Annotated in this window: 10 protein-coding genes; 8 read left to right on the forward strand and 2 right to left on the reverse strand. The window is 65.6% G+C overall.

What is annotated here, in order from left to right; translation table 11 throughout:
- The first annotated feature begins 16 nt into the window (after positions 1-16).
- Genes KW845_RS06275 through KW845_RS06300 form a run of 6 tightly spaced genes read left to right on the forward strand, consistent with a single transcriptional unit; the run spans position 17 to position 6,326 of the window.
- A complete protein-coding gene (locus KW845_RS06275; RefSeq protein WP_218368279.1) occupies positions 17-688 on the forward strand; it encodes a hypothetical protein in 672 nt (223 codons plus the stop codon).
- Complete coding sequence (gene cpaB / locus KW845_RS06280) at positions 685-1,530, forward strand: Flp pilus assembly protein CpaB (protein WP_218368280.1); 846 nt, start codon at positions 685-687, stop codon at positions 1,528-1,530. The genes KW845_RS06275 and cpaB overlap by 4 nt, the downstream gene beginning before the upstream one ends.
- Entirely contained in the window at positions 1,527-2,900 is a 1,374-nt protein-coding gene (locus KW845_RS06285; RefSeq protein WP_218368281.1) for a pilus assembly protein N-terminal domain-containing protein, read from the forward strand. The genes cpaB and KW845_RS06285 overlap by 4 nt, the downstream gene beginning before the upstream one ends.
- A 2-nt stretch (positions 2,901-2,902) precedes the next feature.
- The gene (locus KW845_RS06290; RefSeq protein WP_218368282.1) at positions 2,903-4,600 is read left to right on the forward strand and encodes an ATPase, T2SS/T4P/T4SS family; all 1,698 of its coding nucleotides are present in this window, start codon (positions 2,903-2,905) and stop codon (positions 4,598-4,600) included.
- Positions 4,597-5,442 carry a type II secretion system F family protein gene (locus KW845_RS06295; RefSeq protein WP_218368283.1) on the forward strand — a complete coding sequence of 282 codons (846 nt, stop codon included), beginning with the start codon at positions 4,597-4,599 and terminating at the stop codon, positions 5,440-5,442. Before KW845_RS06290 ends, KW845_RS06295 begins: the two co-directional genes overlap by 4 nt.
- A 20-nt stretch (positions 5,443-5,462) precedes the next feature.
- Positions 5,463-6,326: a type II secretion system F family protein gene (locus tag KW845_RS06300; RefSeq protein WP_255592397.1), complete on the forward strand. Its 864-nt coding sequence runs from the start codon at positions 5,463-5,465 to the stop codon at positions 6,324-6,326.
- Positions 6,327-6,759: 433 nt separating this feature from the next.
- Here KW845_RS06300 and KW845_RS06310 read toward each other — a convergent pair whose 3' ends face one another.
- Both KW845_RS06310 and KW845_RS06315 read right to left on the reverse strand, forming a co-directional pair.
- On the reverse strand, positions 6,760-7,590 hold the full coding sequence (locus KW845_RS06310) for an SAM-dependent methyltransferase (RefSeq protein WP_218368285.1): 831 nt from the start codon (positions 7,588-7,590) through the stop codon (positions 6,760-6,762).
- A gap of 127 nt (positions 7,591-7,717) precedes the next feature.
- A complete protein-coding gene (locus tag KW845_RS06315) occupies positions 7,718-8,338 on the reverse strand; it encodes a DUF2239 family protein (protein ID WP_218368286.1) in 621 nt (206 codons plus the stop codon).
- 167 nt (positions 8,339-8,505) lie between these two features.
- Here KW845_RS06315 and guaB point away from each other — a divergent pair, with 167 nt between their 5' ends.
- Both guaB and guaA read left to right on the forward strand, forming a co-directional pair.
- Complete coding sequence (gene guaB / locus KW845_RS06320) at positions 8,506-9,966, forward strand: IMP dehydrogenase (RefSeq protein WP_218368287.1); 1,461 nt, start codon at positions 8,506-8,508, stop codon at positions 9,964-9,966.
- 95 nt (positions 9,967-10,061) lie between these two features.
- On the forward strand, positions 10,062-11,657 hold the full coding sequence (gene guaA / locus KW845_RS06325) for a glutamine-hydrolyzing GMP synthase (protein ID WP_218368288.1): 1,596 nt from the start codon (positions 10,062-10,064) through the stop codon (positions 11,655-11,657).
- Positions 11,658-11,684: the final 27 nt, after the last annotated feature.

The following is an 11,684-nucleotide window of genomic DNA, read 5'->3' on the forward strand; positions in this document are numbered from 1 at the left end:
ATGGCCACGTATAGGCGTGGCTGTCTGTCTGGCGGCATGTGCCGCCGTGTGCGGCGCCGCCGCGTATCCCGGCGGGGTGCCGCCTCTGGGCGGCCTGGCGTTGCCGCCCGGCAGCACGCAAGCATCGTTGGGCCAGGACATGCGGCTGTATGGCATACCGGCCGATATACGGCTGGTCGAGATTCCAATGCCTGTCGCTCAGGCGGTGCAGGCGCTGAGCGCGCAGTATCCCTTGTTATCCGATTTGGGGGTCTACCCGGGGCTGGCCATGCTGTCAGGGCAGGCAATGGGCGATTCCTGGGTCGTCGCGCTCGAGCCCGCGGGTCCGCGTCTTACGCGGGGCACCGTGTCGGTATTGCGCCCTGGCGCCGGCGCTGTCGGTGGCGAGGTCACGCACGCACGCAACCGGCCGTCATGGTTGCCGGCCGAAGCCCGGCTGCACCTGGATTTCAGCGGTCGCGGCCAGGCCGGGCTGACGACGCACCAGGTATGGACGCTGGCGTTGCCCGTTGCACAGGCCCGGCAGGCAACGATCGATGGCCTGCGTCGCGACGGCTGGCGTCCCGATGCCGGGGTGGACGACTCCGGCCGTTGGGTACGCGGCGGCACACGGCTCGACATCGTCATTACGGCTGTCCAGGGCGGCAGCGGCATTCTGTTGCAGCGGCACGATGAGGCCACGCCATGAAATTTGCCTTTTCTTCACTTCTGCCGCGCCTGCGTCCCCTGAGTGTCTATGCTTTTGCGCTGGCGGCCGGCCTGCTGGCTGCCTGGGCAGCGCGCGAACACATCCAGGCCAGGGTGCGCGAGATCGAACGCGAAGCCGAAGTCGCCCGTGTAAACAAACTGGTCGCGGCCACCGATCTGCCGGCCGGAACACGCTTGCAGGCAGACCACTTGGCGGTGCGCGACATCCCCTTGCCCTGGGTTTCCAGCGGCACGTTCGACCCGGATGCGGTCGATCATGTCGTCGGTACCGTCCTGACCACCGATGTCAGGCAGGGTGATGCCTTGCTCGACGTCCATTTGGCGCACGAACCGGCCGCCACGCCCTTGTCGGACCTGGTGTCGGCCGGCCGGCGCGCCGTTACGCTGCCAGCAGACGAGATCAACGCGGCATCGGGTTTGTTGCAGGCCGGCGACCTGATCGACCTCTATGTATCTTTTGCGCACCGCGGCCAGCACTTGACGGCCCCCTTGCTGCAGGGTGTGCGCGTATTGGCCATGAGTGGCGGCGTCGACGCAGCGCCGTCCATCACGCTGGACGCCTCGGCCCAGGATGCCATCAAGCTGGTGGCAGCCCGGCACAGCGGTACCTTGACCGCCATGCTGCGCCATCGCGGCGACGGCGCAGCACCGCAGTCCTCGGCTTCGGGCGACCTGGCCGCATTGATGGGCCTGGACGCGAACGATGCCGTCCAGCGTCCTGCGGTGCCCATACTCTACGGCGATCGGCTCGATGCCGACCTATCGCCAACGGTCCTAGAGGCCGATGACGACGTTCGCGCCCCGGAGGGCAAGGCACCATGAGCCTGTCGCGTGTTATCGCTTGGGTGCTGGGCATGGTGTTATTGGCTGCTACCCGGCAGGTGGCGGCAGCCGATGCCGCCACCCTCACACTCGAAGTGGGGCAGACCCACGTGCTGCGCCATGCGGGGGTGACCCGGGTGGCGGTGGGCAATGGCCAGGTGGTCAGTGCCGTCTCGGTCGATGGCCGCGAGGTCGTGCTGTTCGCCCGGCAAGAAGGCGCATCGTCGGTCCACGTCTGGACGCCAGCCGGGGTGGGGGCCGCCTACGAAGTGCAGGTGCGGCCTGCGGGTTGGACTCTCATGCAGGAAGAAGTGCAGGCGCTGCTGCGCCATATTCCCAATGTGCGCAGCAACCTGGTGGGCGGCAATATCGTGATCGAAGGCGATGACCTGGCCGATGACGACCGGGCACGCGTGTCGGCCCTGGCGCAACGCTATCCGCGCATCCTCGACTTCACCGGCCAGGTGGGCTGGGACAGCATGGTGCTGCTCGATGTACAGGTCGTGGAACTGCCCACGTCGCGCTTGCGCGAGTTCGGCCTGCAATGGGACGCGGTGTCGCAAGGCGGCGCGCACGCGGGTGGGGTGTGGCGGCCGGGGTCCAGCCTGCAACTTGCCGATACGGGGCAGCCGCCCCCGCTTGCCATGCAAGGCATGGGGGCGGGGGGCTACTTCGGCGTCAATGCGCTGATCTCGGCACGCATAGCCGCAATGGCCCAGAGCGGCGAAGCCGTGATGCTGGCCCAGCCGCAACTGCTGGCGCGCAGCGGTACCACTGCCTCGTTCCTGGCCGGTGGAGAAGTGCCCTACAGCACGACAGATGCCCAGGGCAACAGCACGACGGAATTCAAGCCGTACGGTGTGTCGTTGAACATTACGCCGCGTATCGATCGCAATGGCGCCATACGGTCTCGCATCGAAGTCGAGGCCAGTTCGGTCGATACCTCGCTCAGTGTGTCGGGCGGGCCGGCCTTGCGCACACGCCGTGCCGCAACCGAGTTCAACGTGCGTTCGGGACAGACGCTGGTGCTGGGCGGTTTCTTGTCGCGCGAGCGATCGCATGAGCGCAGCGGCCTGCCCTTGCTGCAAGACATTCCTTTGCTGGGGGCGCTGTTTTCGTCGCGTCGTACTCAGCACAAGGAAACCGAACTGGCGATTTTCGTCACGCCCCGCATTGTGTCTCAAGACCATGCCGAACTCGCCTTGCGTGTGCAACGCGGCCGGCATGTGCTCAAGCAGGCGTTTCCCGATACCCCGGTACTGGGCACCGCTGCGCCGGGGCCGGGCGATCCCGACTGGAGCGCCTATATGGGGCCTGGATCGCAATGGCGACCGGCCCCAGGTGCAATCGACAACTACAGGCCCAGATAACCATGCTCGACATTTCCATGACGTTCGAAGACGGCCAACAGCGTTCGGTCCGTGCACATACGCCCCTGCTGATAGGCCGCGCGGCCCAGTGTGGTTTGCGCATTGCCAACTGGCGGGTGGCCAAGCACCATGCACGGCTTGAAGGCCGCAACCACATGCTGGAACTCGAAGACCTGGGCGCCTTGGGCGGCACCTTCGTCAACGGGACCCGCATTACTGTGCATCGGCCGGTGCTGCCCGATGACGATATCCTGATCGGGCCTTGTCGCTTGCGTGTCAGATGGGTCGGCGAGGATGCTGGCGGCACGCACATGCCGGTGGCCGATCAGGCAGCCGTGCCGGCTGCCGCGGGCCCGGTGGCACCCGGCCCACTCGGCCCACTCGGCCCACTCGGCCCACCCGGCACGCCGGGCGATACCGCTCTGGCGGCCCTGGCCCTGTTGCCGCACCGTCGCCGCCTGCACGCGGCCTTGTTGCAGGCGCTGGACTTGCGCCGGCGCGATGTGGCCGGAATGAGCGATACCTTGCTGCGCAGCGAGGCACAACACCTGCTCGACGGCATTGCCGCCGCCGATGCTGAAATTCCCGCGCAGGTCGACCGTGCGGCGCTATGTCGCGATGTGCTCGACGAGGCCGTAGGGCTGGGGCCGCTCGAGCCCTTGCTGGCCGATACGGGCATCAGCGAAATCATGATCAATCGCCACGATGAAATCTATATCGAACGCGCAGGGCGCCTGTGGCGGCATGACGCGGCCTTCAGCAGCGAACAGTCCGTACGCTGGGCCATCGAACGCATCGTGGCGCCGGTGGGGCGTCGTATCGACGAAAGCGCCCCCATGGTGGATGCCCGCCTGCCAGACGGGTCTCGGGTCAACGCGGTCATTCCGCCGGTGGCGTTGAAAGGGGCCAGCCTGACCATACGCAAGTTCCCGGCCCTGCGTCCACGCATGACGGATCTGGTCCGGTCCGCTTCCATCGATCCGGCCATGGCCGAGTTCCTGACGCTGTGCGTACGCAGCCGCAAGAATATCGTCGTGTCCGGTGGCACCGGGTCGGGCAAGACCACATTGCTTAATATCCTGTCCAACGCCATTCCCGAAGATGAACGCATTCTTACCATTGAAGATGCTGCCGAGCTGCGGCTGGATCACGCGCACCTGGTGGCCCTTGAAGCGCGGCCGGCCAACCTTGAGAATCGTGGCCGCATCGAGATCCGCGACCTGGTGCGCAACGCTTTGCGCATGCGCCCGGATCGTATCGTGGTCGGAGAATGCCGCGGCGCGGAGGCCTTCGACATGCTGACCGCCATGAATACCGGGCATGAAGGCTCGCTGACGACGCTGCACGCGAACTCACCGCGCGATGCGTTGGGCCGGCTGGAGGCGATGGTGCTGATGGCCGGCATGGACCTGCCGCTGGCTGTCGTGCGCGAGCATATCGGCGCCAGTGTCGACATCATCGTGCAGCAGGCGCGCCTGTCCGACGGCCGTCGTGTGGCAACATCCATCGTCGAGATCACCGGCCTGGAAAGCGGTCGTATCCAACTGCAGGAACTCTTTCGTTACCAAAGCGGCCGAGGGTTCCTGGGGTGCGGGATGCTTCCCAGTTTTGCCGACGACTGGCGTGCGTCCGGCATTGCGTTCGACACCCAATTGTTCTGCGGCGGCATGGATGGCGCGGCAACAGGACTGGCGTCATGATCTGGCTGGCGATCGCCATGTCCACAGCCTGCACGGCGTTGCTGGCCTGGCGCGTGCAAGCCTGGTTCGGCCCAGCCTTGCAGCACTATCGACAGGTCTATACGCAAGATGCGGGCATCAAGCTTGGCGAAGTGTTCCTCTTCATCGACCCCGCCCAATTATGGCTGGGGGCCATGCTGCTGGCGGCCACAGCCGGGCTGTTGACCTTTGCCCTCAGCGGTAACGCCGTGCTGGGCAGCATTGCCGCCGTGATCGCGGCCCGCTTGCCCCGCAAATTGGTGGAACGCCTGCGCAGCCGCCGGCTGGCGCGATTCGAGCAGCAATTGCCGGGCGCCTTGTTGGCCCTGGCTTCGGCCCTGCGGGCCGGCGTCGGTGTGTCTACCGCCTTGCGCCATATCGTGGATCACAGCCCGGCACCGCTGGCGCAAGAGTTCGGCCTGATGCTGCGCGAACAGCGCCTGGGTGTCTCGTTCGGCGCAGCACTGCAGAACCTGAGCCAACGCATGCCGGCCGAAGCCACCGCCCTGGTGGTTGCCGCATTGCGCGTGGCGTCCAACACAGGAGGCAATCTGGCCGAGACGCTCGACGGCATCGCTCGCACATTGCGCGAACGCCTGCAGTTGCAGGGCAAGGTGCGCGCCCTGACCGCGCAAGGCCGGTTGCAGGCATGGATAGTCGGCGCCTTGCCGCTCTTGCTGCTTGCCGTGCTTGACGGCATGGAACCCGATGCCATGGCCGTGCTCTGGCACACTCCCCTCGGATGGGCGACGCTGGCCGTGGTGGCCACCCTGGAGACAGCGGGCGTGCTGCTGATCCGGCGCATTGTCGATATCGATATCTAGCAGGGCTCGTGATGTTATCCATGTTTGCAGTGATCCTGGCCGGAGCGGGCGGGGCGATGGGGGCGTGGCTGGTGGCGCGGCCGGCGATCCGCACGGCCATGGCGCCAGACGCGTTGAAGGCCATGCCATGGGTGTGGCGCTTGTGCTGGCCCTGGGTGTCGGCCGCAGCCCTGGTTTGCGGGCCCTTGTTGTCGTGGCGCCTGCGCGCCGTGCTGGGGCGCCAGATTGCCCAGGCCGGCCTGCCGGCTGTGGTGACGGCCGCGCATGCCGCGGCGCTGGTGGCCTGTGCCGTGGCCGCGGGGGCCGCGTTCGGCGGCGGCCTGGCGTGGTGGCTGGGCTTGACCCAGGCATGGGTGCTGGCCGCCATGGCAGGGGCCTTGCTGGCTGGGGGTTGGCCGGTGGCGTGGGCCCGCCGCCGAGTGGGGCAGCGGCGCCGGCGTATCGGCCGGGAACTACCATTCGTGCTCGACATGATGACGCTGTGCGTCGAATCTGGCCTGGGGTTGCACGGCGCCTTGCAACAAGCCGAGCAGCATGGACCGCCCGGGCCGTTGCGCCAGGAACTGAATCACGCGCTGGCGGACATGCGCGCCGGCATGCCGCGTGCCACGGCCCTGAAAGCGTTGGCCGAACGTGCCGGCGATCCGGCCGTGCGCAGCTGGATTGCCGCGCTGATCCAGGCTGATGGCCTGGGCATGAGTCTGGGCGCGGTATTGCGCGGACACGCCGCCCAATGCCGCACCGATCGCTTCCAGCGCGCGGAAAAGCTGGCAATGGAAGCTCCGGTGAAGATGCTGTTGCCGTTGATCGGTTGCATCTTCCCCTGCACATTCATTGTGCTGGCGTTTCCCCTTGCGGTGCAGTTGTGGCAGGCCACCCAATGACCGCCAAGCGAATCCGCCGGGGCCTGGCGCCAGGGCGTATCCGCCTGGTTCGTGTGCAAGGGGCACCAGGCCGCCTGCGTGGACTGTTGTGCCGGGCACGTGCGCCTGGCCCGCGTACAGGTTTGTGGTTGTCGCCGTGTTGGGCAATTCATACCTTGGGCATGCGCTACGGCATCGATGCGGCGTTTGTCGATCGCAATGGATGCGTGCTGCGCTTGGTGCGCAATTTGCGCCCCGGGCGGCTGGCCATTTGCCCGGGCGCCGCGTCGGTCGTGGAACTTGCCGTCAACACCGCCGATACGCCTTTGCGCTACAGGCGGCGATTGCATCTTGCCCTGCGGCGTGCGGGCGCTGGGCGCGGACCTTGGAAATAAACCCGGGCCTGCACCATGGACCCCCAATGTCCGGCAGGCTGAACGGTCCAGGGCAGCGCCTACACCGCCGGCACGAAGAACCGCTCGCGCAGCGCTTGCAGCCCGATCCGCTCCAGGATTTCGTTCAACCGCTCGGCCGGCTTGCGGCGGGGCAGGTTCTTGTACTGGGCGATGATCAGTTCGTTCTTCATAGAATGTTCCCAGCCCACCAGTTCAGTGACGCTGACCTGGTAGCCGTGCGCTTCCAATTGCAGGCAGCGCAGCACATTGGTGATCTGGCTGCCGAACTCGCGCGTGTGCAACGGGTGGCGCCAGATCTCGGCCAGCGGATCGGCGAGTGCGCGGCCCTTGTTCTGGCGCAGTACGGCCGCCACTTCGGCCTGGCAACAAGGCACCACCACGATGGCCTTGGCATGCTTTTCCAGTGCGAAGCGGATGGCATCGTCGGTGGCCGTGTTGCAGGCATGCAGGGCCGTGACCACGTCCACCTGTTCTGGCAGGCGGGGGGATGTGATCGATTCGGCCACCGACAGGTTCAGGAACGACATGCCGCCAAAGCCCAGGCGGGTGGCCAGCGCCTGCGACGAGGCAACCAGTTCAGGGCGGGCCTCGATGCCGTAGACGTGTGACTGGTCTTGCAGCGCCTTGAAGTACAAGTCGTACAGGATGAATCCCAGATATGACTTGCCCGCGCCGTGGTCCACCAGCGTGACGGCACCGCGTTCGGCCTTGGCGTCTTGCAGCAGGGGTTCGATGAACTGGAACAGGTGGTACACCTGCTTGAGCTTGCGGCGGCTGTCCTGGTTCAGCTTGCCGTCGCGCGTCAGGATGTGCAGTTCTTTCAGCAGCTCGACTGACTGGCCGGGGCGGATATCGGGAATCGGGGACATGGGATCGTGCGTGGCGCGGCCGCGAAACTGGCCGGCAGGGGATGCAAAGCGCCAGTGTACCCAAAGCACGCGGCCTGGCGCGGCATGCTGCCGGGCCAGGCCGCTGTCGGGCGGCGCGTGGGGATACCTATGTACCGAATGCCAGTTTGGTGGCGTGCTCGCGTACATCCGAAGGCCAGGCCGCCACATGTTGTGCAAAGCGCATCTGGTCTTGCGCAAATAATGCGCGAGAGGCTTCTTCGAAGCCCGCCAGGTCGCCTGCGATCGACGACATGAAGCGGTAGGCGGCTTCTTGCCGCTGGCGCAATTGGTCGTCTTCCTGGCGGGTGCGGCGCGCTTCTTCCACCAGCTTGCGCAGCGCCACCGAGGCGCCGCCGGGCTGCGCGGCCAGCCATTCCCAGTGGCGCGGCAGCAGGGTCACCTCGCGCGATACAACTCCCAGCCGTGGGCGTCCGCGGCCCCGGGCCTCGGGGGGCGAGTCGGCAGGCAGCGGCGCAACAGCCGGCAAGGGCGGGGGGCTGCCGGTGACGTCAGCATCGCCAACATTGCCAGCACCAACAGTACGGTCAGCGCGCAGGTCGATATCGACCAGTTGCCCCGTGGTATCGCTGTAGATCAGAACCGGCCCGGCGGCATTGGCCTGCAGCGCCAGCCGGACGGCGTGTGCCACCGCGGGCAGGGCGCCCGATGCAATACGCCGGTGGCCGTCGAAGGCAGTACAAACGGATAGGGAGTCGATGGCATTCATAGGCTCTCCTTGGGTTTTGGAGCTTTAATTATTAGCCGGGTAAAATTGGCTGTCAATATTACCCGGGTTAAATTGTGTGACAGTATTTGAGCCATTCCCTCTACGGGGAAACACCTAGTAAAAGCATGGCAAGCGCGTATAATCTTGCTTTGCGCCCGGAGTTCCCCATGCGTCTCGTCCAAAAAGCGCTCACCTTCGACGATGTGTTGTTGGTGCCTGCCTACTCCGAGGTGTTGCCGCGCGACACCTCGTTGGTCACCCGCCTTACCCGCAACATCACCCTGAATATCCCGCTTGTGTCCGCCGCCATGGACACCGTTACCGAATCGCGCCTAGCCATCGCCATGGCCCAGGAGGGCGGCATCGGGATCATCCACAAGAACCTGACCGCAGACGAGCAAGCCAAGGAAGTGGCCCGCGTCAAGCGCCACGAGTTCGGCATCGTCATCGACCCGGTTACCGTCACGCCCGACATGAAGGTGCGCGACGCCATCGCATTGCAGCGCCAGCACGGGTTTTCGGGCTTGCCGGTGGTCGAGGGCAAGAAGGTGGTGGGTATCGTCACCAACCGCGACCTGCGCTTCGAAGACCGCCTGGACCAGCCCCTGCGCAACATCATGACGCCGCAGGAACGTCTGGTTACCATGCAGGAAGGCGCCACGCTGGACGAGGCCCAGGCCTTGATGCACAAGCATCGCCTGGAGCGCGTGCTTATCATCAACGATGCTTTCGAACTGCGTGGCCTGGCCACCGTGAAAGACATCGTCAAGAACACCGAACACCCGGTGGCCAATAAAGACACCCAGGGCCAGTTGCGCGTGGGCGCGGCGGTGGGCGTGGGGGCCGGCACCGAAGAACGTGTCGAAAAGCTGGCGGCCGCTGGCGTCGACGTCATCATCGTCGATACCGCGCACGGCCATTCGGCCGGCGTGCTGGAACGCGTGCGCTGGGTCAAGCAGAATTTCCCCAAGGTCGAAGTCATCGGCGGCAACATCGCCACCGCTGCTGCCGCCCGTGCGCTGGTGGAACACGGCGCCGACGGCGTCAAGGTCGGCATCGGCCCCGGTTCCATCTGCACCACCCGCATCGTGGCCGGCGTGGGCGTGCCGCAAATCACCGCCATCGCCGATGTGGCCAAGGCACTGGAAGGCACTGGCGTGCCCCTGATCGCCGACGGCGGCATCCGCTATTCGGGCGACATTGCCAAGGCCCTGTCGGCCGGCGCCTTCGCCTGCATGATGGGCGGCATGTTCGCCGGCACCGAAGAAGCCCCCGGCGAAGTGGTGCTGTTCCAGGGCCGTTCGTACAAGTCGTACCGCGGCATGGGCAGCCTGGGCGCCATGTCCGACGGCTCGGCCGACCGCTATTTCCAGGATCCGGCCAACAACGCCGACAAGCTGGTGCCGGAAGGCATCGAAGGCCGCGTGCCCTACAAGGGCAGCGTGCTGGCCATCATCTACCAATTGGTGGGCGGTATCCGGGCTTCCATGGGCTATTGCGGCTGCGCCAACATCGACGACATGCGCACCAAGACCCAGTTTGTCGAGATCACCTCGGCCGGGGTCCGAGAGTCCCATGTGCACGATGTGCAGATCACCAAGGAAGCACCCAACTACCGCGCCGACTGATCCGCATCGGCTAAGTACAATGCAATTCATCGCGCACCGGCAGAACTCCGCGGTTCTGGCCGGTGCGCTTTTATTTCCAAACCGGCAGAGTCTTCATGCACCACCAGCGCATTCTCATTCTTGACTACGGTTCGCAAGTTACCCAACTGATCGCTCGCCGCGTCCGCGAAGCCGGCGTTTATTCCGAAATCCATCCGGGCGATGTCGACGATACCTTCGTGCGCGACCAGGCAGGGCAGGGGCTGAAAGGCATCATCCTGTCGGGCAGCCATGCCTCGGCATACGCCGAAGGCTCGTTGCGCGTGCCGGCCGCCGTATTCGAACTGGGCGTGCCGGTGCTGGGCATTTGCTACGGCATGCAGTCGATGGCCCAGCAACTGGGCGGCACGGTCAGTTTTTCCGACCATCGCGAATTCGGCTACGCCGAGGTGCGCGCCCATGGGCATACCAAGCTGCTGGATGGCCTGGCCGACTTCACCACACCCGAAGGCCATGGCATGCTGAAGGTATGGATGAGCCACGGCGACAAGGTCACCGAGCTGCCGCCCGGTTTCAAGCTGATGGCCTCGACCCCGTCGTGCCCCATCGCCGGCATGGCCGACGAAACCCGCAAGTTCTACGCCGTGCAGTTCCACCCCGAAGTGACGCACACCGTGCAAGGCAAGGCCATGCTGGCCCGCTTCGTGCACGACATCTGCGGCTGCCAGGGCGACTGGAACATGCCCGACTACGTGTCCGAAGCGGTGGCGCGCATCCGCGAACAGGTGGGTAGCGACGAAGTCATCCTGGGCCTGTCGGGCGGGGTGGATTCTTCGGTGGCTGCGGCCCTGATCCACAAGGCCATCGGTGACCAGCTGACCTGCGTGTTCGTCGACCATGGCCTGCTGCGCCTGGACGAAGGCAAGCAAGTGATGCAGACTTTCGCCGAGAACATGGGCGTGAAGATCATCCACGTCGATGCCACCGAGCAGTTCATGGGCAAGCTGGCCGGCCAGGCCGACCCCGAAGCCAAGCGCAAGATCATCGGCCGCGAATTCGTCGAAGTGTTCCAGTCCGAAGCGTCCAAGCTGAAGAGCGCCAGGTGGCTGGCCCAGGGCACCATTTACCCCGACGTGATCGAATCGGCTGGCGCCAAGACCGGCAAGGCCACCTCGATCAAGTCGCACCACAACGTGGGCGGCCTGCCCGACACACTGAACCTGCAACTGCTGGAACCCCTGCGCGAATTGTTCAAGGACGAAGTGCGCGAACTGGGCGTGGCCCTGGGCCTGCCGCCGCAAATGGTGTACCGCCATCCGTTCCCCGGCCCCGGCCTGGGTGTGCGCATCCTGGGCGAGATCAAGCAGGAATTCGCCGACCTGCTGCGCCGCGCCGACGCGATCTTCATCGACGAACTGCGCAGCACCATCGACGACACCAGCGGCAAGAGCTGGTACGACATGACCTCGCAGGCGTTCGCGGTGTTCCTGCCGGTGAAGTCGGTGGGGGTGATGGGCGACGGCCGCACCTACGAATACGTGGTGGCCCTGCGTGCTGTGCAGACCTTCGATTTCATGACCGCCGACTGGGCGCCGCTGCCGCACGCGCTGCTGGCACGCGTGTCGTCGCGCATCATCAATGAAGTGCGCGGTATCAACCGGGTGGTGTACGACGTGTCGAGCAAGCCGCCGGCGACGATCGAGTGGGAATGACGGAGCGTCTTTCGAGGGCTATCGTCA

Source organism: Bordetella sp. BOR01, assembly GCF_019218885.1.
Taxonomy (GTDB): domain Bacteria; phylum Pseudomonadota; class Gammaproteobacteria; order Burkholderiales; family Burkholderiaceae_B; genus Bordetella_A.

Bases quoted from the DNA above. Each gene is read 5' to 3' on its own strand.
- KW845_RS06300 (WP_255592397.1), top strand. From the start codon at position 5,463: ATGTTTGCAGTGATCCTGGCCGGAGCGGGCGGGGCGATGGGGGCGTGG.
- guaA (WP_218368288.1), top strand. From the start codon at position 10,062: ATGCACCACCAGCGCATTCTCATTCTTGACTACGGTTCGCAAGTTACC.
- KW845_RS06315 (WP_218368286.1), bottom strand. From the start codon at position 8,338: ATGAATGCCATCGACTCCCTATCCGTTTGTACTGCCTTCGACGGCCAC.
- KW845_RS06285 (WP_218368281.1), top strand. From the start codon at position 1,527: ATGAGCCTGTCGCGTGTTATCGCTTGGGTGCTGGGCATGGTGTTATTG.
- guaB (WP_218368287.1), top strand. From the start codon at position 8,506: ATGCGTCTCGTCCAAAAAGCGCTCACCTTCGACGATGTGTTGTTGGTG.
- cpaB (WP_218368280.1), top strand. From the start codon at position 685: ATGAAATTTGCCTTTTCTTCACTTCTGCCGCGCCTGCGTCCCCTGAGT.
- KW845_RS06310 (WP_218368285.1), bottom strand. From the start codon at position 7,590: ATGTCCCCGATTCCCGATATCCGCCCCGGCCAGTCAGTCGAGCTGCTG.
- KW845_RS06295 (WP_218368283.1), top strand. From the start codon at position 4,597: ATGATCTGGCTGGCGATCGCCATGTCCACAGCCTGCACGGCGTTGCTG.
- KW845_RS06290 (WP_218368282.1), top strand. From the start codon at position 2,903: ATGCTCGACATTTCCATGACGTTCGAAGACGGCCAACAGCGTTCGGTC.